We start from the raw sequence: 24,933 nt of genomic DNA on the forward strand, positions 1-24,933 counted from the left end.
CAATGAATTGAATATTATTGGTAATTAAAAGTATTTTTCATATTATAAATGTTAAGAGGCGATTTAATGACCAACAAAGAAACTGAAATGTTCCATAAACAAGGTATGGTATTTTTAGGGCAAGGTGAAGTCCAAAAATCCGTGGAATTTTTTGATAAGGCATTGAAATTTGACGATGAATATTTTCCAGCGTGGAATAATAAAGGAATAGCATATTTAGAACTTAAAGAGTACCGTAAAGCTTTAGAGTGTTTTGAACAAGTAGCACGCTTAAACCCTGCTGATAAAATGGCATTGTATAATAGAGGGTATGTTTTTTTAATGTTAGAAGAATATGGTGAATCTGTAAAAATATTTGATTATTTCCTTTCTACATGTTCTAGAAAGAATGATTTTTTTAAATTTGGATTATATCTACAAGCTAAGGGATTTTACGGCCTAAAAGAATATGATAAAACTATTTCATTATTAAATGATGCTATTAAAATGGATAAAAAGTTTAAAGAAGCTCAAGAGCTCCGTTCTTTAGTTTTAAAAGAGATATAAAACAAGAAATAAAAAAATAGGACTGATAATGATTATTTTTATTTTTTATATACTTTCACAATCTTTGATTGTGATGCCCTAAATAGTCATATTTGAGGGTTTCTTCCATAATTTTAACACCTGAAGAAGTTCCAATTCTTGTTGCACCAGCATCTATCAGATTTAAAGCAGTTTTTAAATCTTTAATGCCGCCGGAAGCTTTAATTCCCATATCTTGACCTACAGTTTCTTTTATAAGCATAATATCTTCTACTGTAGCGCCAGGAACACTAAAACCCGTCGATGTTTTAATAAAATCTGCTCCTGATTCTTTAGCTACATTACATGCATTTATTTTTTCATCATCATCAAGCAAAGCTGTTTCTATGATTACTTTTACAGTTTTACCTCTTGAAGCAGCAACAACTCCAGATATATCATTTTTTACTTCATCATACAAACCAGATTTAAGAGTGCCAATGTTTATGACCATGTCAATTTCATCTGCACCATTTTCAACAGCATCTTTAGCTTCAAAAAATTTTATTTTAGACGTATTTGCACCAAAAGGGAATCCTATGACTGTACAGACATTCACATTAGTTTCTTTCAATAAATTTTTAGAAAGCAGAACATAAGATGGATTAACACAGACACAACCAAAGCTGTATTTTATTGCTCCATCACAAAGCCTTTTAATGTCTGTTTTTGTTGCATCTGGCTTTAAATTAGTGTGATCTATCATTTCTGCAATTTTTTTAGGGTATTTGATTAAATCCATAAATAAATACTTCCTTTAATTTCATAAATAATTTATATTGATTTGGCCATGTAAGGACCTAATTTTTCATATCCGAATTTTCTGTAGTAATTTTTGGCCCCTATTCCACTTGTAACAACTATTTTTTCCATATCGTAGTCTTCTGAAGCAATTCTTTGAGCTTCACTAATTAATTTTTCTCCATAACCCATATGCTGCCATGAATTTTCATCTTTTTCGCCCAATGGAGTCATTGAACCATAAACATGCAATTCACGAATAAGAGCTGTTTTACTATCTACTTCAGCCCTATGTGCTTTTTTAGATGGTATTCTAAGCCTTAAAAATCCAATTAAAATATCTTTATTAATATCTTCAAAGGATAAAAATAGTTCTTCTCCTTCTCCTGCATTGTATTTCTCTTTTAAAAATTCCACATTATCAATATCTGGTTCAATACCATAAGATGCTTTATGTCCCACTTCTCTGCAGCGGATACACTTGCAGTTAATCTTTTGCGCATGGAGTTTATTGTATACAAGCTCTCCCAGATTTGATTTTTTAACTCCGGCTTCAATTAAAGGAGAAGGAATGTCTCTTTGAATTCTCATAGTCCTAACCCATTTTGGAAGCATTTTTTTAATTTCAACAATTAAATCAACAGCTTCTTTGCTGGTATAAGGTTTATAATCTCCTTTTTCCCACATTTCATGAAGTTTTGAACCTTTGGTAACTAAACAAGGATATATTTTAAGCATATCTGGTTTAAACCTTTCATCACTAAACAATCGTTTAAATATCCGTAAATCTCTTTTTGAATCTGCAAAAAGACCAGGCATCATGTGCATAGCTACTTTAATCCCAGAATCCCTAAGTATCCGCGATGACTCAACAGTGTCTTCTACAGTGTGCCCCCGTTCAATCCTCTTGTAAATATAATTATATATAGTTTGAACCCCTAATTCAACCCTTGTAACACCCATATTCAGCATACGATCCACATCATCAATTTTACAGTAGTCTGGACGGGTTTCAAAGGTCATACCTACACAACGAACATTTGAATTTTCATTAGTATTTTGAACATCTTTTAGGTAAGCAAAACCATTAGGAGATGTTATATCATCTACTGAAATAGATTTTCTGAAATTTTCAGCTGAATTACTCTGATTTAATACTTCTTTTACTCCAAAATCATTCATAGCCTGCAAGCATTTGCTTATAAACCATTCCTGGTAACATAAGAAGTAGGAAGGGAATGTTCCACCCATTATAATTAATTCAACCTTATCTAAATTATGGCCAATACTTTCCAGTTGAAGAAGACGATTGTAAACCTGTAAATAGGGGTCAAATTTAAACATTCTTGCCCGTAATGCTGCTGGTTCTTCTCCAGTATAACTGGGAGGGGCGATTTCACTTTCTGGGCAGTAAAGACATCTTCCATGAGGGCATTTATGTGGTTTGCACATTACAGCAACTATGGCCACACCAGATATTGTTCGGGTAGGCTTCTTTTTAAGTATACTGGCTACTTTTTTCTTCTCTTCAGGAGTTGCATATTTCAGTATTAGGGAGTTACTCATAAATTTTTCAAGTTTGTAATCTCTACAAGCTTTTAATTTTGCATTCTCCAGATCTTTTTTTGTTTTAATGTTTCCATTTATTATTTCATTAATTATGAGTTTACATGCATTTTTCATGCCTATTTTCTCCAAAAATCAATATTTAATTAGTTATAACTTAATTTAAGATTATTTTAATTATCATTATCAAATAAAACTCTTTAGTCTTTATAAAATTATTGATAGTTGGTACAATTAATAGTTTTTGTATAAAAATATTTAAAAAAGAAATATAAAAATAGAGTTTAATTATTTTATTACACTGACTTAGAGTCTAAAACCCTTATTATGTCTGTTTTTGACACAATTCCAATTAATTTCCCATTTCGAGTTACTGGAAGTCTTCCAATATTATTTTTCTGGATTTTTTCTAATGCACTAAGTGCAGGTTCGTCTGGACTAGCTAAAATAAGATTTTTTGTCATTATATTTTTAATAGGAACAGTATGACGTTCTTCAGGAAGTTTAGAGATATCTTCGAATGTTACAATTCCAATAAGGTTTTCATTATCCATTACAGGATATCCCATATGTCTTTGTTTAAACATGGTGCTTAAAGCCTCAAAAACAGGGGTTTCTGGGCTTAAAGTGTCCACATTTTTGGCCATAATGTCTTTAACATAAATTCCTTCAAGCATTGATGAAATCAAAGTGGCTTTGTACTCTTGATCTGCCCCTATGTAAATGAAGATGGCTATTAATATCAAAAAAATGTTGAAGAATATACCTAAAATAGCTATTAATACTGCAAACTGAATTCCCACAGATGCAGCTATTTTGGTGGCCTTAACATAGTCCATTTTTCTTGCAAGGAATGCCCTTAAAACTCGTCCACCATCCATTGGAAAGGCTGGAAGAAGGTTAAAAATTCCTAAAAGCAAATTCACTCCTAAAAAATTAGAAAGAAACAATGTTAAATCTGCTGAAGGAGTATTGGTTATAAATAAAGATGAAAAACTTAGAGAACCTAAACCTCCTATAATCCCAAGGCAAATAAAACAGAATAATGCAATGATTATATTTGCAGATGGTCCTGCAATTGCTATTTTTAATTCTTGATTTGGATCTTTAGGTATTTTTCCCATTGAAGCTATTCCGCCAATAGGTAGAAGTATAATTCTATCAACAGGGATTCCATACCTTTTCGCCATATATGAATGGCTTAATTCATGTATAATAACTGTTGAAAAGAGCAATATGATTAGAAACGCTATATAAAAAGAGATAAACCCGAAAAAAGCCATGCTAAATATTAAAATTATCAATAAAAGAAAGGATATATGTAATTCTACAGGAATTCCAAATATGCTGAATATTTTGATTGAAGATTTCATGAACGTACCAAACTTAATTTTCTGCTTATCTATTCAGTAATTTATTATTTAGTTATTATTATAATATTCTTTTTAAGTTTAAAACTAATTTATGGGTCTCCTATTAACTCAATGGAGAATTAAATGTTTTAAAAAAAATTATTTTTTTATAGAATGAAATAAATGAAAAAACATATATTTTAAGTTATTAGCTTACTAATATTATTTTAGTTTTAAAGAGGGGATAACTTTATGAGAAATATAACTATATCGGGCTTAATTGTTATGTTAATTTTGTCAGTTTTAACCATTTCGGGGTGTAGTTCTTCAGATGATAAATTTTCGAAAGATAGATCATCACCAGATTTTATTGATCAATTAGTACCAATAGCCTTAGAATATAATAAATCGAAAGGTCCAGATAATAGTAATATTCCAATTAAAGGAAAGCTTTACTTTTGGGATATGACTAATAATGGTCCATTTACTCCTAATAACTTTGATAAAATAGAAAATACAGTTACGTATAACATAAACGAAAGCGATCAGATAACTGTTTTTATGATAGTAAATGTCAAGAAAAAGTCTTTAGGGAATTACCAAAGTTATATTAAAGGTGTTCCGGAAACTTCCAAAACAGTTACGGGATATAGATATTACACAGATATAATCGTGATGTATTGGCCTGAAAAAACCGTAGTTGGTTGGCATAGAGTTACTGGGGCAGATCCAACTGGAGAAAACTATATTCAAGGTGATGCAGGGATTGTATATGGATATGATTTAATATATGAATGGATATCTAGTTTGCCAAGAACTTGATTTGATATTATGAAATTCTAATGAACATCTCTTTTTTTTATGGGCTGAAAATATGCCATAATATATTACAAGTGTTTCTTTTTCATAGACTGAAAAAAAGGAAATTTGAGGATATTTTAATTAGAATAAAAGACAAAATTATTTTAGACAAAGACATGAAATGGAGGGAAAAAGGTAATGCAAGTCAGCGAATTTTTAGGTAAAAAAGTTCTTGATAAAAATGCTGTAGAAATAGGTAAAGTATCAGATGTTGATTTAATGCCCAAAGAAGGGGTGATAAACAGTATAATGATATCTACTGGAGAATTACTGAGAAATAAAACATTTGAAATTAAATCTGACGATATAGCTCAAATAGGAGATTATTTGCTTTTAAAACTTGAAGAAGAAGAAATAGAAGAACTGATCCAAGAAGAAAAGGAAGAAAACAATAAAAAAACAAGATTAACACTAACTAAATAATAATTTAAAAATGTTAGTGGAGGCAAATAAATGGAAGCTGTAGATTCAAATGGAAAATCTATAGGTAAAGATTCATATGTAATATATAACGGAACCGGAACTATTGGTAAGATTTTAGAGCTTAAAACTCAAGATAAAAGTGTTTGGGTTAAAACTGATGCCAACGATTTGTGGTATAACTCCATTTACCTTCAGGCAATCGACAAAATTGAAGAAAAAAAGCTAAAGCGTAAATCTGAAGATATAGATGGAAAAATAAAAAAGAGCCATAAAATTGTGGGCGACGATATTGACATGAGTTCAGAGCTTTGTGATGGCGGCGGATAATTCTTTTTAGAATTATATATTATAAAATGCCATTACAGGGCATATTTGTCCTTTTTTGAGCCCTAAAAATATCAATAATATTTTTAAAATTAAACTAACCTTAATTTGTAATTTTTATATACTAATGACTTTAAATACACCATTTTTCTTTCAATATTATGTCTTTCTTCCCTTGCTTTGGTGTATAAATCCACATATTTATCGTGATCTTCATTTACTTTCTTATGATTATTTTTCATTTCAGAATGCAGTTTCATAAGACATTTCTTGATTATTTCATCTTTCTCTTCATTTAACTCATTGATATCATCATTTTTTTGTGATATCTGATTTTCAAGATCATCTAACATGTTTTCAGTATCAGCGATGTTCTTTTTAATAGAAGAATCTTTACCATTGTTAGAATCTTCTTCAAGGTTGATAAGTTCCTTTTCGGCAGCTAAAATATTATTATTGAATATTATTTTTTCTTTCTCTAAATCCATTAATTTATTTTTATTAAATTCTATTTTTTGGTCTATTTTATTAATTTCGTCAGTTTTACCTGCAGACTCTAAAAATTCATTTAAATAATCATTCATAGCGCTTATGCTAACATCTCCATTTCACAATTAAAAATTAAAAATAAAATAAGTCTAAAGTCAACATATAAACTTAATTTATAATAATTATCTACAATGTTATATTGTACTTGATAGATATTATACTTACCTATAGATATTCTAAATTAGAATAAAATCCTATTTTTTATCAGTTAATGCTTTAAAACTGCGTATAAATAAGAATTCCAAATAATTAACTAATATTTTCTAAAAATAAATGAAATTCTATTTATTTAAATATTGGTTTCATACTAAATACAATTTTTTAATTTTGAGGGTAATCTTTAAAAGTATATCCAGATATAACTTAAGCCTGTGAAACTTAGTATAATAATTCCAACATATAATGAGGAAAGTTACCTTCCTGAATTACTTCAAAGCATAAAAGATCAAAAATATTCTGATTATGAGATAATTGTAGCTGACGCAGGATCAACAGATAAAACAAGAGAAATCGCAGAATCATTTGGGTCGATGGTTTTAGATGGCGGACATCCTGCTGTTGGAAGGAACAGCGGAGCTAAAATGGCAAAAGGGGAATATTTACTATTTCTCGATGCTGATGTCATATTAACTGAAGATTATCTTGAAACAGCATTAAATGAATTCGCTGAAAACGATCTGGGTATTGGTATAACTCAACTTATCCCCATAAGTGATAGTAAAAAAGATAAATTACTGCATGATTTTGCAAACCTATTTATGAGGAGTGTTGAATCCATAAAACCTCATGGCGCAGGGTGCTATGGAATATTAACCACTAAAAAACTTCATGAAAAAGTTAATGGATTTGATGAATCATTTGATTTTGGTGAAGACAGTGATTACATCGAAAGAATGGGAAAAATAAGCTCTTTTAAAGTTTTAAGAGAACCAAGACTTCTTATATCCACAAGAAGGCTTGAAAAAGAAGGAATTAAAAGCCTGGCACTTATATATGCAAAAAGTACGTTATATGACTTTTTAGGTAAGAAAATAACTGCTGGAGAACTAAATTATACTTTCGGCCACGATGACGATAAAAAAAATAGAATAATATATTCTGTCTGTGGAGAAGGAATGGGCCACGCAATAAGAAGCGCTGTAATGATTGAACACCTTCTAACGGAAAATGAAGTTATAATTTTTGCAAGCGACAGAGCTTACAGTTACCTATCCCAAAAATTTGACAACGTGTATTATATAGATGGATTTAACACAGTATATGATGAAAACACGGCAAAATACACTCATACGTTCATAAAAGGAATGAAAAATCTTCCAAAAGATTTTAGAAAGAATATTAAGTTAATGTATGCACTTTCTAAGGAATTCCGGCCTAATATAATAATATCTGATTTTGAAATTTATGCCAATATTTTAAGTAAATTAACAAGAACACCTCTTTTAAGCGTAGATAACATACATATCATTACTCAATGTAAAATAGACGTTCCTGACAAGTATTTAAGTGAAAGAATAGCTGCTGAGGGAGTAATCCGTTCATTTATTGTGAGACCTAAAGAATATTTAATAACCACATTTTTCTATCCTGAAATTAAAAATGAAAAAAAAGTGTCATTATACCCTCCAGTGCTCAGGGAAGAAATTTTTAATCTTAAACCTGTAAATAGGGAGCATATACTTGTTTATCAGACAAGTGATTCTAATTTAGAGCTTATTCCCATACTAAAAGAGATTGATGAAAAATTTGTTATTTATGGTTTTAATATGGATAAAGAAGAAGGAAATCTTCTTTTTAGAAAATTCAATGAAAATCAATTCTTTAAAGACTTTGAATCATGTAAAGCAGTGGTATCTAACGGGGGCTTCACATTAATAGGGGAAGCAATTTATTTAAAAAAGCCAGTATTTTGTATTCCTGTTAAAAAGCAATTTGAACAGACCATAAATGCAATATACATTGAAAAATTATTTTATGGTGAATTCCATGAATCACTAACCAGAGAAAACCTTGAAAAATTCTTGTCAAAGTTAGATACATACCGAAACTCATTAAACAAGTTTGAACATAACGGTAATCATGAAATAATTGAATCATTAGATAAAGCAATAGAAAAACATGCTAAAAGTAGTAAAAACACTTCAGATTACAGTGTTACCAACTCTGTGGAATCTAATAGGACTCAATAGTTTATTTATAAATATTTTCAAGACAATGGGCTAATGAATCTTTAACTGCATTTTTATCAACTTTAATCTCATTTAAAAGATTCAAGTTATAACTTTCTGTAGTGTTAGGTCTATGGACTGGATCGCATATAACTGGTTCGCTTAAAAGTCTAAACATTAAATAAATAGAAATAATAGACATAAACCCTAAAACAATTGTAATCAATGTCTTGAGATTTTTATCATCTATGTAATGATCCATAAATGCCCCAATAAAATAGCTTATAACTAAAATAATTATTAATAACCACCATATGTTGTTTAAAACCAAAATAAGGTTATTTAATATGCCTGGTTTGTAATAGAAAAGGTAATCTGGACTTGAAATTGCTACAGCCCAAACAGAAAATAGAATGAATAATAATATAGTTAAAATAATTTTAAATCCATTAGGTTCTAGTAATTCCTTAACATTCACCATACACAATAATTTTTGTTCTTTTTATTATTTAAATAGGCATGATTTTAAGGGGATAAAGACTGGCTAAAAAAATCTTTTAACCATTTTGGGACTGATTCCAATATCTTTAAACTTTCTTTGAAGCATTTGAAACTTACCCATTTTTCGAGATAAATCATTGATCTCTCCTGTAAAATGTGCACATATCTCTTCTATGTTCATATAAAGATTATTTAGCTCCTGATCAGATTCCATTTCTCCTGTTAACCTGTATGTTTCAAGTAAATTCTCCAAAACAAATTCATTGAACTTAATTACAAGTTTATTTACATTTCCTGAAAGTTCTTGAGACTTTTTGCCAGGATAAAATCTTTTTATCATTTCTGCCCTGTAGTAAAGCGCTATCATCTCTTGAGATATATTAGGGTATGGTGAGTTTTTTTTGTAAAAAGTAAGGGCATTTATACGAAACATTTTCTCCACAGAGCTATCTTCAATTTTATAATCATAAGAAGGCCATTCACCTCTTAAAAGCCCTTTTTTTCTAACTAATCTATCAAGGGGAGATCCAGCCACAATTTCGGCCCTTCCAAAACCAAAAGCGTGGTCTGCATGTTCTTTCATAAAATAAATATTTTCATTAATTTCACAGAGACTGGCTTTGGGATGGAAAAACAATAAATTGAATGTTACAGCAATTTCGTGCTTTTTAAGTATTTCCATTGAATTTGTAATATCTTCAATAGTTGAACCTCGAGCTAAAGATTTAAGACCACTTTCACTGGCATTTTCAACACCCATAAAAGCTCCAACAGTTCCTATATCTTTTAAAACAAATGCAACTTCTTCATCTATTGATTCTGGCCGGGTTTTTATTAAAAGAGCTATTTCATCTATATTGATATTTTTATCTAAAGCAGATTTCAATGATTCAATCCGCTCTAGAGAAAGTTTTTTTGAAGGTAAAAGAAAATTATCGTCATGGAACTGAAATAAACGTACTTTATTAGTGTTATGAAGCTCTGCTATCTCCTGTGCAACATTTTCTGGAGATCTCATGGCGTGTTTATTTTCTTTTTTGAGATGGAAGGCACCAATACAACAATAAATGCATTTAGAATGAAAACAGCCTCTGCTTGTAACAAGAGTTGCGAAATTTTCTCCAAGCCTCATCTGTGGAGTTTTGTCTCTTAAAGGGAATGAAAGTGTATCAAGATCAGGAAATTCATGAATACATTGATTTTCTATCAGTTCTCCTGTTGAATTTACTTTATAAACTAAATTAGGGACATCTGAAAGTTTATCACCATTCATCAAGGCATCTACTAACATTGAAATTGGTTTTTCACCTTCAAATCGAATAACAGAATTAATATGCTCATAGACCAATATTTTTTCATATTGAAAGGTTGGAAAATGACCGCCCACAGTGACATGGACTTCAGGCTTAATATCTTTTATTTTACGGATAATTTCAAAGAACATTAATGCAAGGGACTGGAATGCAATAGAAACTCCTAAAATATGTGGATTAAAATCTTTAAATTCTTTTAATACTCTTGGAAAATCTTCATTTCTGGAGCAAGGAATAATTTTAACGTCATGGTTGTTTTCTTTTAATGCTGCGGCAAGATATCTGATTGAAAGATTTTCTTCATCTTCAGCACCAATTAAAATGACTCTTCCTTTTTTATTCATTGAATTCGCCTTTCAATTTATATTGATGAAACGTCTAAATGATTTTTTTTATTATATAGGATATTTATCAAAGAAAATCGTGATTGGAGGGTTCTTCACTTTTTTGATAAAATATTTATATAAAGTTATACCATGTTTATATATATATTAATCTTAATTTAACTAATTGAAGTGATTTTACTTGCCAGAATATGATATTAGTATTTTAAAGTCTCCAGATATATGGAAATATGTTTTTGACGCTTTACCAGATCTTATTGCTATTCTTGACCGTGATCATATGGTTATAAAGATTAATAAAGCTATGGCTGACCGCTTGGGGGTTTCTCCTGATCAAGGAGTAGGATTACATTGTTTTGAGGTCGTTCATCATACAGATGCTCCAATAATCGGGTGTCCTCACCATGAATTGTTGCAAGACGGACTTGAACATACTTCTGAAGTCCATGAGGAGAATATTGGCGGTTATTTCATAGTAACAGCTTCTCCCATAAGGAATTCTAAAGGGGAAGTTTTAGGAAGTGTGCATATTGCGAGGGATATAACTGAACGCAAACTAATGGAAGAAAAACTCAAAAAAACATTGAATGAAAAAGAAATGTTGATAAAAGAAGTTCATCACAGGGTTAAAAACAATCTAATGATGATTTCAAGTCTCTTGAACATCCAATCAAGTTATATTAAAGATAAAGATGTTAAGGAGCTTTTCAAGGAAAGTCAGAATCGAGCTAAATCCATGGCTCTTATTCACCAGAAATTATATCAGACTGGAAATGTTAAAGAGATTGAATTTTCTGAGTTTTTACGGTCTTTATCCACTGAAATTTTGCACAGTTTCAATACAAAAAAACAAATTAATTTAATACTTGATCTTCATGAAGCTACTATTGATGTTGATAGAGCTATTCCTTTGGGCTTGATTGCCACAGAAATTATTATAAATAGTTTTAAGCATGCTTTTCCTGATGGAACTGGCGAAATAAAGGTTGAATTTTCAAAAAATGGAGATTTGTTTCAACTAACAATTTCTGATAATGGTATTGGTTTTCCTGAGGATTTTGATTTTAGAACTCAAGGAGATATGGGTATGACTTTAATTAATGGATTAACCAGCCAAATTGATGGTTCTATTGATATGAAAAGAGAAAATGGGACTAAATTCATTATTAAATTTACTGATGAGAAACCAGATTATTAGATGATTCATTTTAAATTTAGTTTTTTCTTATTTTTCATAAAAAATAGCTGCTTTATCTTTTTTCATTACAAAAAAATTTATATACCAAAAAAGAACACTAATTATAAATACCGACGGTCGGTATTTTGGGGGAGTGTAATGGCTGAGAGAAAATCCAAAGAAGAACGTATTAATGACATAACCAATGCTGCAATGGATGTTTTTTTGGAAAAAGGATATGAGAATACTACAATGGAAGCTATTGCCCAAAAAGCAGGAGTTAGCAAAGGCGGACTTTACCATCATTTCCAAAGTAAAGACATGATTTTACTGGTTGTAAATCAAAAAATCAGCGAAAAAGTGGGAGGATTATTATCTAAAGCAAGTGAATGCTCTTCTATAAAGGAAGGCATACTATTTTACATTGAAAATTATTTAAAATACTGGCTGGATCATCCTAAGGATACTAGCTTCCTTTTCTTGTCTATAGCTAAAATTTTAGATAATCAGGAGCTTTTAAAATATTATCAGCAATTTACTGTTGATTATATGAAATATTTTGAAGAAGCATTTGCTATGGGGGTTGAATTAGGTGAATTTATCCCCCATAATGTTAAAGCAAGTGCAATAACATTAGTGGCGGCCATGGACGGAATTTTAAGTTATATGCTTCTGGATGAGCAGTTAAATCTTGAAGAAGTAGTAAAACATTTTGAAGAAAAATTCATTAAACCTATTGAAAGGAAAAAGTAGATTAATTGAGATTAAAGAGGGTAGGGATGTTATAAATATGGAAATAAAAACAATAGATTTCTATTATTTTTCAGGAACTGGAAATACTCTGTTAGTAGTAAACAAAATGGTGGAAACATTTGAAAAAAGAGGCATTAGTGTTGATCTATGTAAACTTGAAGAATCTAATCCAGAAGATATTAATTTAAATAAAACTATAGGATTAGCTTTCCCTGTGGCGGGACTTTCTACATATCCTTTTGTATGGCAGTTTTTAGACTCTCTTCCTCCTGCAAATGGCACGTCAGTTTTTATGGTTGATACTCTTGGAGAGTATTCTGGAGGTATTGTAGGTCCATTACATAATAAACTGAAAAAGAAGGGTTATAATCCAATTGGTGCTTGTGAAATCATAATGCCTTGGAATATATTTTACATCCAAAATAAAAAAGCTAAAAGAAAAAGGATAGATAAGGGACTTAAAAAAGCCGAAAAATTTGCTTTTGGATTAACTGAAGGAAAATCAAATTGGGGAAATTTCCCTATACTTCCTTTTATCATTTATAAAATTGGTCTTTTTATTATGGGTTTGTGGGAATTAAAATCACAGCAAAAATGGTTTGGATTTAAAGCTAAAAAATCCAAATGCAACCAATGCGGAATATGTGCTGAAATATGTCCCATAAACAACATTGAAATAGATGAATATCCTGTTTATAAATGTAAATGTCAATTTTGCATGCGTTGTGTGTCATTCTGCCCCCAAAAGGCAATTCCATGCAAAATAAATTATAAAGGAAAAACACATCGTGCAGTTAAAGTAAAAGAATTCATTAAATAAAACACAAAAAGGAGAAAATAGGATGGTAAATGATGCAATAGATTTCTATTACTTCTCAGGAACCGGAAATACACTTTTAGTTGTAAAGAAAATGATAGATACCTTTAAAGAGAAGGGAATTGAGGTAAATCTACATAAAATTGAAGAATCAAATCCAGAAGATGTAAATTTAGGGCATACAATTGGAATTGCCTTTCCAGTAGCTGTTCTTTCAACATACCCTTTTGTTTGGGAATTTATACGCTCTTTGCCACATGCGGATGGCACAGAAATCTTTATGGTTGATACATTAGGTGGTTTTTCTGGAGGAATAGTTGGCCCGCTTCGAGAAATAGTTAAAAAGAAAGGATACACTCCTATTGGGGCCAAAGAGATCCAAATGCCTCTAAACATCTTTTATATACAAGATAAAGAAACTAACGAAACTAAAGTTGAAAAAGGAATGGAATCAGCAGAAAAATATGCAACAGATATCATAAATGGAAAAACTGAATGGGGTAGAGTCCCAATTTTATCAGATGCCATGCATTTACTTTCTATAGGATCTTTAAAGCTTACTGGAGTTGATTTACACCAGAAACTATTCCTTTTCGATGCTAAAGAAGAGGAATGCAGAAGATGTGGAATATGCGTTAAACTATGTCCTATTGGAAATATAACAATGGAAGAAGGCGAATACCCAAAACATGGCTTAAACTGTGAATACTGTTTAAGATGTGTTTCTTTCTGCCCACGACAAGCCATGCCTGCTAAATTTAATTATAAAGGAAAGACATACAGGGCAGTTAAGGCTAAAGAATTTTTAAAATAGATAAAAATCAAAGAATGTTTAAATATTTATTAATAAGTCGAATATTTACAAAAAATAAATAAAGAAGAGTAATTTAAAGTTAAAAAACTATAAAAACTCTTCTTTAAATTTCCAGAAGCTAATTTTAGTTTAGTACAGTTATCCCTGGTTTGCTTTTAGTTGCGTAGTACCTTTTAGCGTATCCATTTGCTTTATAGTTGTAATCAACCCATGCACCATTCTGGTAAACCTGAACAGACCGATGTCTTGATGAAAGACTTGTGCCGTACTGTATTATTCTGGCTTTAGTACCAGAACTTGTAAGCTGGCTGTATAGATTTGCGCTGTTAACCCAACAATCTCCTGTTCCTCTCCCACTGCTATAGCTTGTTGATGTGTATTTTTTAGTGCTTTTAGTTTTACTTGTTGTGGAACTGGTTTTTGAAGTAGTAGTCAATGTTTTGATTGAACTACTTTTTTGGGAGCTTGTTTTGGTAGTTTCTTGTTTGGATGTTTTTTCAAAGCTTTGCATTGCCTGTAAAGTTTCTACTCCAACCCAACCATCTTCTTGAATCCCTGCAGTTTTCTGGAACAGGTAAACAGCCTGCTGTGTGTCATTACCAAATTGACCGTCAATTTCGCCTGCATAGAAATTGTGCTCTTTGAGCCATTTCTGTAGAATGATAACATCCTCACCAGATGAACCAATGGTTAAATTGATATCATTAATGCTGGTGTTGAAGTTCTTTTCTTTAAGCCAATTCTTTAAACTGGTAACTTGTTCTTCAGTTAGTCCTGCTAAGATTTTAGTATTAACTGCGCTGTTAATAACTGTATTTTGGCCTGTTGTTTGATCTATTTCACTATTTACAAAATTTGTATTGTCTGCAGCCCCTGCAAATGGCAGAAAGCTGAGTACTACGCAAAGAGCGATAGCTGTCGCTCGGGTAGTACGCTGTATTTTCTTCGTAATTATACCGCCTCCGTGTCCAGTACCCTAATCCACCTACAAATTAGGGCCCTTTAGGACAGATCTACTATAACCATAACTTCCTATATAAAAGTTTCGATATATTTTTGAAAAATAGGTGCAATTAAAGCTTATTTAAGGAAAAAAGGCCTAATTAAAGGGTTTTGTTTCAACTGTTATTGGATTTGCTTTATTTATCCTTATTTTTGCCAAAATCTTTCAAATTAAAAGTTAATTAAAAAAATTAAATCAGATAAGGTCTATTTTAAAAACTAATAAGATGTGCCCTATGAAATTAGGGATAATATCTGCTTTTATCACCTATAAAAACATTAATGCTCCTATTATATTAATTATCGCTATAATATTCCAATTTGAATCATAAATAAATATATTTGTGCTTTTTAAAGTAAATATAGAAAGGATAAAAGGTTTAGTCATGGATTTTAAATATGTAGCATTATCTGCTTTAAACATGGCCAATTTATGTGTTTAGAAGATGTATTTAACGTAATATAACTCCTTAAATTTTAAAACATAGGATTTTAATTTAATTTTAAAATTCAGTTCGTATTAATGGGAATTATTGAAATTTTAATAAATATATGTACTTACTCACCTAACTGCATTTGTTTAAACTTATTTTCATTTTTTTAAATAAATCAAATAGGTTTCAAATGATAATGTTTCACAAATGAACTCATTAAACATAATAAGCACATTAACATTATTATATTTACAATAACTTTTAAAATATCATTTGGAGACTTTCCATGAAATCCAAGTATGAATTAGACCAGAAAGACATAAACATTGAAGAACTGGCCAAAAAAGCATTATCTGATGATAAATTACCCAAAGAGTTAATGGATGGAATTTTATCTAAAGATAACACCACCAGAAAGAACTGCTTTGAAACATTGCAGATTATAAGCAATGAAAAACCAGAAATTCTCTATCCTAAATGGGATCACTTCCATAAAATGTTTAAAAGCAAAAATAATTACCATAAATACATAGCAGTTTATATACTGGCCGATTTAACAAAAATAGACAAAGATAACAAGTTTAATGATATGTTTGAAGATTATTACAGAATACTTGCTGGAGATAAGGTGATGACGGCATCTCATGTTGCATTAAATTCCAGTAAAATCGCCATAAACAAGCCAGAACTGCAAGAAGAGATAATTGAAAGGCTGATAAACATTGAGAATATCCATCAAGGTAAACAAAAGGAATTACTTAAAGCTTATGCCATAGAATCCTTGAGAGAGATATATCCTGAGATTAAGGATAAAGAAAAAGTGATGAAGTTTATTGAAGAGCAGCTTGAAAGTTCTAGCCCTAAAACAAGGGATTTAGCTGCTTGTTTTATTGAAAGATGTGAATAAGAGTTATTTTAATGAGTAAAGTAAAGTCAGACACTTTTATCTTGCTTTGAAACACAAAAACGACATAAAGCACCAGGAGTATCCAATTGTTTATCCTTCACCGGGCATAAATACTCACCATTTTCATATTTAAGTTTGAATCCTCCTGGAAACGAAGTTCCAACAGGATGAATTGAAGCCTCTAAAATAAAAGTGGTGTAAATAGAAACAATTTTTGCTAAACGCAGAAAATAAAGCTCCTGTCTAATTTTTGATTCTTCAATCTGCTTATTTAATACTTTTAAAAATTCTTGAAGATTACTATTATCTATAAAACCTTTATACTCTTTTTTATCTTCCCTTATATCTTTAAAACGAGTTATAAATGCTTTGGTGAACGTTTCAACAAATTCTTCCCTGTAACCGGCTTGCATGTACTTTGCATCTTCTTGAATGTATGATGAAGCCAACATTATATCGTGCATGTGAATTGTGGATGCTTCTTTTTTTAAAACATGTAGAAGTTCCATCTTTGAAATTTTAGATGAAAAATCCAGTTCTTCAATAGTTTCAACCATATAAAACCTCAAAAATTTTCTATTTTTGTGGTTCAGGAAATAATGGAATTTTTCCTTCAACCTCAAAATTTTTTTAAAATTTTAGAAAATGTGCAGCATTTTTCTCAATCTTTGATTTCGAAAGTTCGGAAAATCAAATGATTTCCTCAACCTCGATAAATTTAATAAATATCACTTAAAGCATATCTTCATCCTGCTCTGCAATGCAAAATCCGCATACTGCACCAGGATTATTCTTCTGATTTTCTTTTACAGGGCATAAATATTTTCCGTCTTTATATTTAACTTTAAATCCGCCAGGAAAAGGAGTTCCAGGAGGATGCACAGCCTCTTCAAGAATAAAAGTTGTATAAATAGACATAATTTTGTATATTTTAAAAAAATGAGGGTCAAAACCTTCCCCTGCTTCAATTTGGGATTCCTGCTCATTTAAAAGGTCAACTGCTTCTTTAAGTTCATCGCAATCAACATGGTCCTCATAATTTTCATTATTATCTTTTAAAACCTTTAAGCGAGTTATAAAAGCTTCATTATAAGATTTAAGATACTCTTTCTTGTAACTGGACTGCACATACTTAGCATCTTCTATTAAAAAATTGCACGCGTTCATAATATCCATTATGGAAATATTTGAAGCCTCTTTTTTTAATATAATTAAAAGTTCTGTCTTTTTGATTTTAGTGGAAAAATCAATGTTTTCAATTCCTCTAACCATTAAAACCACAACCCGATAAATTATGGTGCAAATTCTCCATAGCTATTCATCACTAAACTTATTCTTTATTGCTTCTGCAATTTTAGGACCAATACCATCTATCTTGGTCAGTTCATTCTGTGAAACCCATCTTAAGTCAGTTCCAAATGCTTTTACAAGTGCACGTGCACGTTTTCGCCCGAGACGCTTAACACTGATAACAAGAGGGATAATATCTTCACGAACACCATAATAAAGGCGTGCAGATAATTTGTCAAGGTCATCAGAATAGGAATAAATGTTTAGAACGTGACATATCTCTTTAAAGAATTTAACCATGCGTGATGCTTCATATGCTGCCCTTCTTGTTGTTGCAGCATAAACATTGAATGCATTTTCGATTCCATACTCACTTCTTTCATCCATCCATTCCATTAAAGCTGCTGCTGTGGCTTCATCATTACCAATATCCACTGCAAAAACACCATTATCATTAAGCTTATCTCTAACTGGCTCTTTACTCTTCCTGCTTTTAAATGAAATTTTAGGCATATCTGGAGTTCTTGAAATATCATAAATTAATTGATATTTATCAATTTCATCTCTTTTTGCATATTCTTTGAGTCTAACTGCTGTTTCAACAGAATAGTTGCTTCTTGCAATAAGATTTCCAAAATCAGTTGCTTTAAGTCCTTCTGGAGTAAGTTGAATGATTCCATTTTGAATTAAAAACTCAAGAGCATTATTCATCTCATATTCCATTGCATCCACTGAAAGAGCCCCAAAATTATTATTGTTCATCTGGAAACCGTAAAATGTTTCATTAAAAAATTCAGTAAGCTCTTGGGGATTTTTAGAAAGTGAAGATGCAACCTGAGCTATTATCTGCCTAAAAACAGCGTCTTTATTTTCAATGAGTTTGGAACTTGTAACCTCTATTTCTCCATAAACATAATGGTCTTTTAAATTGTAAGCTTCATCCATGGTTTTTGCAATTAAATAGGAATATCCTTCTGTATCATAACCTGGACGTCCTGCACGTCCTGACATTTGTTCATAATCAAATACAGGAATACTTTGAGGACCTCTTGAAGTCCAGCGAGTGTAATCTCTTATAATAACATTTTTTGAGGGAAGATTTACACCATACATGAGGCTAGGAGTGGCAGTTATCATATAAAGATTTCCAGCACGAAATTCATTTTCAATTATCTCCCTTTGCTTGTCAAAAAGACCGGCATGATGAAATCCAATTCCATTTTCAACACATTCAGCTAATTTCAAGCATATTGAAGTTGGTTTAGAACCTCTTTTTCTGGGCACGTCCAGTATTTTCTCTGCCACACTTCTAAATGCCAGTTTTTTATCTCTTGGAATCTTTTTCTTTACTTTTCCTGAGATATAATTTGCCAGTGATTCAGTAAATCTTCTGGTGGACACGAAAACAAGTATTTGGGATGAATCTTCAATTGATTCATTTAAAACCTTTAAAACAATATCATTTTTGTTTTTTAGTTCATATTCTTCTGTTATTAAAACATCTTTATATAATGGAACTGGTCTAAAATCATGCTCCACAACTTCTGCATTTAACCAGCTTGAAAGCTCATGCATATTCTTTAGTGTTGCTGAAAGTGCAATAATTCTTAGTGATGGATTGATTATTTTTGATCGTGTTATTGCACATTCAATTGTAGGGCCTCGTGAGTATTCACCAATCATGTGAAATTCATCAATAATCAAAAGATCTATTTCACGCAGGTTATTCCATGAAAAACGGGTGAGGGCATCAAAGGATTCAAAAACCATAACTGAGAAATCTGAAGATCGAGGATGCTTACCAACACTTATACCAAATTTTTCAAACATTTTAAACTCTGCAATCTTCTCATTCTGTATGGAAATGAGTGGTGCAGCATAAACTACCTTTCCACCTTTTAAAATAGCATTTAATGCAGCTATTACTCCAAGTAATGTTTTACCACTTGCTGTAGGAATTGCTATTATATAATTAGCATTATTTTCAAGTAAACCAGAATTTAAAACCGCAATTTGTGCAGGATTCAGCTCTTTAATCTGGGGATAACAATCAGTTATTATATCTTTGATATTTTTATCTAAATTTTCCATGTTGATCAAATTAGTTATTTGATGTTTTATATTATTTTAAATCATTGTAGTCAAAATTATAAAATCAACTTTAAAAATTTGATGATTCAAATGATTTTCAATTGATATCACCCCGTTTTATGAAGTTTTAAAAGAATTTAAATAATAATGCGTCCTATAATATTTTCAAGGGATTAATGGAGGAATTTTTTGGAAAATAATTCTAATACTTCTAAAATAGGCTGGATGGCCCTTATACTTGTTTCTTTATCTTCATTCATCATTGCACTTGATTCTACTTTTATGAACGTGGCCATATCAAATCTAGTAGTTGATCTGGACACCACTGTAGGGGTTATACAGATAATTATCACTGTTTATGCCCTGACAATGGCTTCATTGATGCTTCTAGGAGGTAAGATGCAAGATGTGGTGGGCAGGAAAAACGCATTCCTTGCCGGTGCTGTTATTTATGGGATCGGGACCGCCATAGCCTCTTTAAGCATTAATGCAACCATGCTCCTAATAGGATGGTCTATCTTAGAAGGTATAGGGGCAGCGCTGATGACACCAGCCACAGCCTCCATCATTACAGGAACCTACAGTGGAAAGAACCGTGCATTTGCGCTGGGAATATGGACAGCAATTGCAAGTGTGGGGGCAGCAGTTGGCCCTCTCATAGGGGGATTTTTAACCACATTCTTCAGCTGGAGATGGGGCTTTGGGCTTGAACTTGTCATTGTAATAGTTGTACTGGCATTTTCACAAAAACTGAAATATTTCCCTCCATCGATGAAACTAAGAGACATAGATAAATTGAGTGTGCTGCTGTCTTCTGTAGGAATTCTTATACTTGTTCTTGGAATTTTAAGTCTTAATTCAGTTAAAAACTTGGAAATATCCATATTGATGATGGGAGCAGGGATAATCTTTCTGATAATATTCTACTTATGGGAGAAAAAATTAATTAACCGAAACATAAGACCTCTTACTGATATCAGGTTGTTTAAAAACAGGAATTTTACTCTGGGAAACATTACCCGGCTGATAATGCAATTGGCACTTGCAGGGGCTGTTTTTGTGTTACCTGTCTTTTTACAGCAGGTAACCGGTGCTGACGCATTTACAACAGGTCTTGTTATTTTACCATTAACCATTGGACTTTTGGTCTTTGCAATAGCATCATCCCGGATATCAACCCGAATTGCACCTCACTACCTAATTTCGATTGGATTTTTATTAGCATTAGCAGGTAGTTATTTCCTTAGTTTCCAGTTCAACTTGAACACCCAGATAATTGATATTATTCCTGGAACATTACTCTTAGGTATAGGATTGGGCCTAGCACTGCCAATAACTGGTGATATAGTATTATCGTCTGCAGGAGCAGATAAGCAGTCAGACGCATCAGGGATTATATCCACAAGTGCAAGTCTAGGATCATCCATGGGAACTGCCATTATAGGGATAATTCTAATTCTTGGAATCATCAATGGAATATATATCGCAGTTGATCAGACATTTCCAAACGAATTTAGCAAAGATGAGATCAGGCAAGGCTTGATACAGTATACACAAAAAATGGGAACTACCAATATAACAAGTTTAAAAGGAAATGAAACTTCCAATGCATATAAAATTGTAAACAAAACCGTTAACAATGCAATGAAAACTACATTTGACTTTGTGTCTGTTATCTTCTTAATTGGCTTCATAATTTCACTCTTTATAAGGCCATTGAACCGGAAGCGAACAGGTTAAAATTTATTTTATTTTTTAATTATCTTACGAATTAATTTGTTTCTCTTTAAAATTAAATAGGAGTTATTTAAAGGAAAATTATATTAAAAAGTAAAATAATATGATTATAGTAGTTATGGAGGTATCAAAAATGGTAAATTGGGCAGCAGTAGTGGTAGGGTTTATTTTATCAGTAATTTTATCTTCGCTTTTTAGCGTAGGTGGCGCATTTGGTGTTTATCTGGGGCTATTTATTGCAGGATTGACTGTTGGTTTGATGGTTGGCGATGGTGCCCTTAATGGGGCGTGGAATGCCGCTGTAGCCGGCGCTTTTGGAGGAATAGTGCTGGGTATATTGGCCGTAATTGTGGGAACCTTATTCGGCGGTGTTGCAGGATTTTTTGCAGGATTAGCAGTAGGATTTGTGCTAATAATAGTTTCAATAATCCAATCGTTAATTTTAATGGGAATTGGCGGAGCTATTGGCGGAGCTATAAAAGGCGACTAAAATCAAAATTAAAATAAAATAATTTCTTTTTTTATATTACAAACTATTTTTTCTCTTTTTTAACAACAACTATATCTGAAATTCGTGTTGATGGATATTGTCCATTGTCATCTTTTTCAACACTTTTTACCATGTCCCATATTGTTAAAAGGGCCACACTCACACCAGTAATTGCTTCCATTTCAACACCTGTTTTTCCAAGGGAAGTAACGCTAACTTCAACTTCAATAGTTTCTTTATTCAAATCAAAGCCCACATCAACTCCTGTAATCTTAAGGGAGTGACATAAAGGAATTAGATGATGTGTAGATTTTACAGCACCGATAGCTGCAATTTGGGCGGTTGTAAGTACATTTCCCTTTTTTATCTCTTCTTTTTCAATTAATTCAATTGTTTCTTTTTTTAAATGGATTTTACCTTGTGCTATAGCTGTTCTTTTTACAACAGGTTTATCTGAAACCTCTACCATGTGAACGCCTTTATCTGAAAGGTGTGTAAATGATTTATTATTCATTAAATTTTCTCCTATAAAACCAGTAAAATGTATGTTATTCTGTTGATGTTTTTAAAATTTATAACTTAAGTATTTTTTATTTAGGATTAATTCTATTTTATTTCACTGATTATTGTTTACGTTCTCATTGCGATGTATCAAATACACTTAGAATCGGGTAAAGGTAATAGATATATATGTCCTTGAGTACCAACATTCATTAGTAATATTATAATGGGTATAAAGGAGGTTTTTCGGATATGAAATTGTTGAAAGTGTTAATTGGATTTTTTTTGATTTTTGGAATTTTTGCCATGTCTGGAACTGTATTTGCAAACAATTCTCCAAATGTGGATAGCTGTGTTTCAGCATATATGGTCCCTGATGCGACATTAACTGCTGCGTCTGTTCCTTTACTTAAAGGAGGAGGGGGCGGAGGTAGAGGTGGCGGTAGTTCAGCTGGCAAGGCAGCTGGCAAGGTAGCCGGTAAATCTGGAGATTTATCCGCGTTTGGTTGGTTTGAATGGCTTTTTATTGCTGTAGCAATTATTATAATTGTTATTGTAGCGATCATATATGGAAAAACAATAGCAAACTGGAGTAGAAGGAATAAGATAATTTTAGGAGTAGTTATACTTTTACTAATTACTGTACCTACATATGTCTATTTCACCGCAGCAGAGGATATCACTGTTACCAGTGTTACTTCTAAAAATTCAAGTTGGGAAATAATAAATTATAAAGCTTACAGAAACACATTTTCAGGCACAGATGTAATATTTGGAGGTTATGTAAAAAATAATGGAGCTACATCTGCAGAATATGTTCAAGTAAATGCAACAGGATATGATGCAGCTGGAAATGTTGTTACAAATGACACTTTCTATGTTGATGATACGATATTGCCTGGTGGTAATTCACCATTTGGTTATCTTGGATCCAAATATGGTGGTTACTTAGAAGACCCTCAAAAGAAGATAGTAAGTATTAAATTGGAGGCATTTAAAACCTCATGGACATTTTGATATAAATATTGGGATTTAAAATAGGGTTTGACGCGGTAATAAACAGTTCATACACCATATAATCATAATACGTATGTATTATGATTTATTTAATATTTTGCCGTCCATTCGAACTATAATAACATCAAAATCAATATTAAATCTTTCATGGCAACGTTCTTCAATTGATTTAGCTATTTCGTTGAATATGTCCAATGTCATTTTTTCTTTATCTAAAATATCAATCATATCTTCAGTGGTTTTGGATTTAAAAATTTCATTAATTAAATCTTTATTTGCACCTAAAAGTCCACAATATGCTGCTATTATTTCATGTCTTCCATCAGCAACACTGTTTTTTGTATTAAAAATCCCTGCAGCAATTTTAATAAGCTTTCCTGCATGTCCTAATAAAATAATTTTTTGAACTCCCTTTTCGTGGGCTTTTTCAAGCATAAAGCCTACAAAATTTCCCATTTGAATGATCTGGTCTTTTTCAACGTCTAAAATTTTAAGAGCGATACCTTCTCCAATATTGCCGGGAACAAAAACCAAGTTTTTATATCCTTCAGCAACTGCAACGTCGATTTGACACGCTAAAGATTCCTTATATGCCTTTGAGGACATGGGTCTTGCAATACCTGTTGTTCCGAGGATAGAAATTCCGCCAATTATTCCCAGGCGCGAATTCATTGTTTTTTGGGCAACTTCTTCCCCATCAGGAGCATATATTGTTATTTCAGCTCCTTTATCTTCAGGGAGTAATTTACGAAGATTAGATTTTATCATCTGCATTGGAACAGGATTTATCGCATGTTTACCCACAGGAACCTGTAAACCGGGCTTTGTAACTATACCAATGCCCTTTCCACCTATAATTTCAATAGTTTTATCATTGGTTATCCTGACATCAGCACATATTTTAATGTTTTTAGTAACATCAGGGTCGTTATAGGGCATTTTTATAATGCATGCCTTTCCAGAATTAGAATTTAATTTTAAAGAAGAATTAACATGAATTTTAAGAATTCCAAAGGGAGATTCAATATTTATATAAGAAGTAGGGTTGTTATTTATGGCCATTAACGCTGCAACAGCAGCTGCAGTTGCTACACTTCCTGTAGTAATCCCATAAGGGGAATTTTTACTATTAATATTTAATTCCCCTGTAGTTTGTTTTTAAGCTCTTTATTAAGAGTTTCACTGTGGATTTCCATT

General features: G+C 31.6%; 25 protein-coding genes. 13 read left to right on the top strand and 12 right to left on the bottom strand.

Features of this window, described 5'->3' with window-relative positions; translation table 11 throughout:
- Window positions 1-66 precede the first annotated feature (66 nt).
- Entirely contained in the window at window positions 67-546 is a 480-nt protein-coding gene (locus HZC47_06645) for a tetratricopeptide repeat protein (protein ID MBI5680549.1), read from the top strand.
- A 55-nt stretch (window positions 547-601) separates the two neighbouring features.
- Here HZC47_06645 and deoC read toward each other — a convergent pair whose 3' ends face one another.
- From deoC to HZC47_06660, 3 genes are all read right to left on the bottom strand, one after another.
- Complete coding sequence (deoC, locus tag HZC47_06650; protein ID MBI5680550.1) at window positions 602-1,270, bottom strand: deoxyribose-phosphate aldolase; 669 nt, start codon at window positions 1,268-1,270, stop codon at window positions 602-604.
- A 68-nt stretch (window positions 1,271-1,338) separates the two neighbouring features.
- Window positions 1,339-2,988 (bottom strand): tRNA uridine(34) 5-carboxymethylaminomethyl modification radical SAM/GNAT enzyme Elp3, encoded by a 1,650-nt coding sequence (locus HZC47_06655; protein MBI5680551.1) that lies wholly within the window; start codon window positions 2,986-2,988, stop codon window positions 1,339-1,341.
- 179 nt (window positions 2,989-3,167) lie between these two features.
- Entirely contained in the window at window positions 3,168-4,244 is a 1,077-nt protein-coding gene (locus HZC47_06660) for a CBS domain-containing protein (protein MBI5680552.1), read from the bottom strand.
- Window positions 4,245-4,508: 264 nt separating this feature from the next.
- Between HZC47_06660 and HZC47_06665 the strand changes: the two genes are divergently transcribed.
- From HZC47_06665 to HZC47_06675, 3 genes are all read left to right on the top strand, one after another.
- The gene (locus HZC47_06665) at window positions 4,509-5,045 is read left to right on the top strand and encodes a hypothetical protein (GenBank protein MBI5680553.1); all 537 of its coding nucleotides are present in this window, start codon (window positions 4,509-4,511) and stop codon (window positions 5,043-5,045) included.
- A 177-nt stretch (window positions 5,046-5,222) separates the two neighbouring features.
- The gene (locus tag HZC47_06670) at window positions 5,223-5,507 is read left to right on the top strand and encodes a PRC-barrel domain-containing protein (GenBank protein ID MBI5680554.1); all 285 of its coding nucleotides are present in this window, start codon (window positions 5,223-5,225) and stop codon (window positions 5,505-5,507) included.
- A gap of 30 nt (window positions 5,508-5,537) precedes the next feature.
- Window positions 5,538-5,834: a DUF2098 domain-containing protein gene (locus tag HZC47_06675; GenBank protein ID MBI5680555.1), complete on the top strand. Its 297-nt coding sequence runs from the start codon at window positions 5,538-5,540 to the stop codon at window positions 5,832-5,834.
- Between the two features lie 89 nt (window positions 5,835-5,923).
- Here the strand turns inward: HZC47_06675 and HZC47_06680 are convergent, their stop codons facing one another.
- On the bottom strand, window positions 5,924-6,415 hold the full coding sequence (locus HZC47_06680) for a hypothetical protein (GenBank protein MBI5680556.1): 492 nt from the start codon (window positions 6,413-6,415) through the stop codon (window positions 5,924-5,926).
- A 336-nt stretch (window positions 6,416-6,751) separates the two neighbouring features.
- On the opposite strand from HZC47_06680, the gene HZC47_06685 reads away from it, so the two are divergent.
- Complete coding sequence (locus HZC47_06685; GenBank protein ID MBI5680557.1) at window positions 6,752-8,569, top strand: glycosyltransferase; 1,818 nt, start codon at window positions 6,752-6,754, stop codon at window positions 8,567-8,569.
- 1 nt (window position 8,570) lies between these two features.
- On the opposite strand, the gene HZC47_06690 is transcribed toward HZC47_06685, so the two are convergent.
- Window positions 8,571-9,029 carry a hypothetical protein gene (locus tag HZC47_06690; protein ID MBI5680558.1) on the bottom strand — a complete coding sequence of 153 codons (459 nt, stop codon included), beginning with the start codon at window positions 9,027-9,029 and terminating at the stop codon, window positions 8,571-8,573.
- 63 nt (window positions 9,030-9,092) lie between these two features.
- Window positions 9,093-10,706: a B12-binding domain-containing radical SAM protein gene (locus HZC47_06695; protein MBI5680559.1), complete on the bottom strand. Its 1,614-nt coding sequence runs from the start codon at window positions 10,704-10,706 to the stop codon at window positions 9,093-9,095.
- 181 nt (window positions 10,707-10,887) lie between these two features.
- Here HZC47_06695 and HZC47_06700 point away from each other — a divergent pair, with 181 nt between their 5' ends.
- The 4 genes from HZC47_06700 (at window position 10,888) to HZC47_06715 (ending at window position 14,267) form a co-directional block, all read left to right on the top strand.
- Window positions 10,888-11,904, top strand: a complete 1,017-nt coding sequence (locus HZC47_06700; protein MBI5680560.1) for a PAS domain-containing protein — start codon at window positions 10,888-10,890, stop codon at window positions 11,902-11,904.
- A gap of 138 nt (window positions 11,905-12,042) precedes the next feature.
- Complete coding sequence (locus HZC47_06705; protein MBI5680561.1) at window positions 12,043-12,636, top strand: TetR/AcrR family transcriptional regulator; 594 nt, start codon at window positions 12,043-12,045, stop codon at window positions 12,634-12,636.
- 37 nt (window positions 12,637-12,673) lie between these two features.
- The gene (locus HZC47_06710) at window positions 12,674-13,456 is read left to right on the top strand and encodes a 4Fe-4S binding protein (GenBank protein MBI5680562.1); all 783 of its coding nucleotides are present in this window, start codon (window positions 12,674-12,676) and stop codon (window positions 13,454-13,456) included.
- 22 nt (window positions 13,457-13,478) lie between these two features.
- Window positions 13,479-14,267 (top strand): 4Fe-4S ferredoxin, encoded by a 789-nt coding sequence (locus HZC47_06715; GenBank protein ID MBI5680563.1) that lies wholly within the window; start codon window positions 13,479-13,481, stop codon window positions 14,265-14,267.
- A gap of 124 nt (window positions 14,268-14,391) precedes the next feature.
- On the opposite strand, the gene HZC47_06720 is transcribed toward HZC47_06715, so the two are convergent.
- Window positions 14,392-15,222 carry a peptidoglycan-binding protein gene (locus HZC47_06720; GenBank protein MBI5680564.1) on the bottom strand — a complete coding sequence of 277 codons (831 nt, stop codon included), beginning with the start codon at window positions 15,220-15,222 and terminating at the stop codon, window positions 14,392-14,394.
- Window positions 15,223-15,989: 767 nt separating this feature from the next.
- On the opposite strand from HZC47_06720, the gene HZC47_06725 reads away from it, so the two are divergent.
- Window positions 15,990-16,610, top strand: coding sequence for a hypothetical protein (locus HZC47_06725; protein ID MBI5680565.1), 621 nt, complete (start codon window positions 15,990-15,992; stop codon window positions 16,608-16,610).
- A gap of 26 nt (window positions 16,611-16,636) precedes the next feature.
- Here the strand turns inward: HZC47_06725 and HZC47_06730 are convergent, their stop codons facing one another.
- The 3 genes from HZC47_06730 to HZC47_06740 form a co-directional block, all read right to left on the bottom strand.
- Window positions 16,637-17,167 (bottom strand): DUF2115 domain-containing protein, encoded by a 531-nt coding sequence (locus tag HZC47_06730; protein ID MBI5680566.1) that lies wholly within the window; start codon window positions 17,165-17,167, stop codon window positions 16,637-16,639.
- A 175-nt stretch (window positions 17,168-17,342) separates the two neighbouring features.
- On the bottom strand, window positions 17,343-17,882 hold the full coding sequence (locus HZC47_06735) for a DUF2115 domain-containing protein (protein MBI5680567.1): 540 nt from the start codon (window positions 17,880-17,882) through the stop codon (window positions 17,343-17,345).
- Between the two features lie 42 nt (window positions 17,883-17,924).
- On the bottom strand, window positions 17,925-20,000 hold the full coding sequence (locus HZC47_06740; protein MBI5680568.1) for a DEAD/DEAH box helicase: 2,076 nt from the start codon (window positions 19,998-20,000) through the stop codon (window positions 17,925-17,927).
- A 216-nt stretch (window positions 20,001-20,216) separates the two neighbouring features.
- On the opposite strand from HZC47_06740, the gene HZC47_06745 reads away from it, so the two are divergent.
- Window positions 20,217-21,731, top strand: a complete 1,515-nt coding sequence (locus tag HZC47_06745; GenBank protein MBI5680569.1) for an MFS transporter — start codon at window positions 20,217-20,219, stop codon at window positions 21,729-21,731.
- A 130-nt stretch (window positions 21,732-21,861) separates the two neighbouring features.
- Entirely contained in the window at window positions 21,862-22,218 is a 357-nt protein-coding gene (locus tag HZC47_06750; protein MBI5680570.1) for a DUF5518 domain-containing protein, read from the top strand.
- Window positions 22,219-22,261: 43 nt separating this feature from the next.
- Here HZC47_06750 and moaC read toward each other — a convergent pair whose 3' ends face one another.
- Window positions 22,262-22,732: a cyclic pyranopterin monophosphate synthase MoaC gene (gene moaC / locus HZC47_06755; GenBank protein ID MBI5680571.1), complete on the bottom strand. Its 471-nt coding sequence runs from the start codon at window positions 22,730-22,732 to the stop codon at window positions 22,262-22,264.
- A 239-nt stretch (window positions 22,733-22,971) separates the two neighbouring features.
- On the opposite strand from moaC, the gene HZC47_06760 reads away from it, so the two are divergent.
- Complete coding sequence (locus tag HZC47_06760) at window positions 22,972-23,736, top strand: hypothetical protein (GenBank protein MBI5680572.1); 765 nt, start codon at window positions 22,972-22,974, stop codon at window positions 23,734-23,736.
- Between the two features lie 78 nt (window positions 23,737-23,814).
- On the opposite strand, the gene cbiD is transcribed toward HZC47_06760, so the two are convergent.
- The gene (gene cbiD, locus HZC47_06765; protein ID MBI5680573.1) at window positions 23,815-24,870 is read right to left on the bottom strand and encodes a cobalamin biosynthesis protein CbiD; all 1,056 of its coding nucleotides are present in this window, start codon (window positions 24,868-24,870) and stop codon (window positions 23,815-23,817) included.
- Window positions 24,871-24,933: the final 63 nt, after the last annotated feature.

Origin of the sequence: Methanobacterium sp. (assembly GCA_016222945.1) — an archaeon.
Lineage (GTDB): Archaea > Methanobacteriota > Methanobacteria > Methanobacteriales > Methanobacteriaceae > Methanobacterium_D.

What these genes read in the sequence shown, in the direction of transcription:
- HZC47_06645 (MBI5680549.1), top strand. Translation starts at nt 67, where the DNA reads ATGACCAACAAAGAAACTGAAATGTTCCATAAACAAGGTATGGTATTT.
- deoC (MBI5680550.1), bottom strand. Translation starts at nt 1,270, where the DNA reads ATGATAGATCACACTAATTTAAAGCCAGATGCAACAAAAACAGACATT.
- HZC47_06655 (MBI5680551.1), bottom strand. Translation starts at nt 2,988, where the DNA reads ATGAAAAATGCATGTAAACTCATAATTAATGAAATAATAAATGGAAAC.
- HZC47_06660 (MBI5680552.1), bottom strand. Translation starts at nt 4,244, where the DNA reads ATGAAATCTTCAATCAAAATATTCAGCATATTTGGAATTCCTGTAGAA.
- HZC47_06665 (MBI5680553.1), top strand. Translation starts at nt 4,509, where the DNA reads ATGTTAATTTTGTCAGTTTTAACCATTTCGGGGTGTAGTTCTTCAGAT.
- HZC47_06670 (MBI5680554.1), top strand. Translation starts at nt 5,223, where the DNA reads ATGCAAGTCAGCGAATTTTTAGGTAAAAAAGTTCTTGATAAAAATGCT.
- HZC47_06675 (MBI5680555.1), top strand. Translation starts at nt 5,538, where the DNA reads ATGGAAGCTGTAGATTCAAATGGAAAATCTATAGGTAAAGATTCATAT.
- HZC47_06680 (MBI5680556.1), bottom strand. Translation starts at nt 6,415, where the DNA reads ATGAATGATTATTTAAATGAATTTTTAGAGTCTGCAGGTAAAACTGAC.
- HZC47_06690 (MBI5680558.1), bottom strand. Translation starts at nt 9,029, where the DNA reads ATGGTGAATGTTAAGGAATTACTAGAACCTAATGGATTTAAAATTATT.
- HZC47_06695 (MBI5680559.1), bottom strand. Translation starts at nt 10,706, where the DNA reads ATGAATAAAAAAGGAAGAGTCATTTTAATTGGTGCTGAAGATGAAGAA.
- HZC47_06705 (MBI5680561.1), top strand. Translation starts at nt 12,043, where the DNA reads ATGGCTGAGAGAAAATCCAAAGAAGAACGTATTAATGACATAACCAAT.
- HZC47_06710 (MBI5680562.1), top strand. Translation starts at nt 12,674, where the DNA reads ATGGAAATAAAAACAATAGATTTCTATTATTTTTCAGGAACTGGAAAT.
- HZC47_06715 (MBI5680563.1), top strand. Translation starts at nt 13,479, where the DNA reads ATGGTAAATGATGCAATAGATTTCTATTACTTCTCAGGAACCGGAAAT.
- HZC47_06725 (MBI5680565.1), top strand. Translation starts at nt 15,990, where the DNA reads ATGAAATCCAAGTATGAATTAGACCAGAAAGACATAAACATTGAAGAA.
- HZC47_06730 (MBI5680566.1), bottom strand. Translation starts at nt 17,167, where the DNA reads ATGGTTGAAACTATTGAAGAACTGGATTTTTCATCTAAAATTTCAAAG.
- HZC47_06735 (MBI5680567.1), bottom strand. Translation starts at nt 17,882, where the DNA reads ATGGTTAGAGGAATTGAAAACATTGATTTTTCCACTAAAATCAAAAAG.
- HZC47_06745 (MBI5680569.1), top strand. Translation starts at nt 20,217, where the DNA reads ATGGCCCTTATACTTGTTTCTTTATCTTCATTCATCATTGCACTTGAT.
- HZC47_06750 (MBI5680570.1), top strand. Translation starts at nt 21,862, where the DNA reads ATGGTAAATTGGGCAGCAGTAGTGGTAGGGTTTATTTTATCAGTAATT.
- moaC (MBI5680571.1), bottom strand. Translation starts at nt 22,732, where the DNA reads ATGAATAATAAATCATTTACACACCTTTCAGATAAAGGCGTTCACATG.
- HZC47_06760 (MBI5680572.1), top strand. Translation starts at nt 22,972, where the DNA reads ATGAAATTGTTGAAAGTGTTAATTGGATTTTTTTTGATTTTTGGAATT.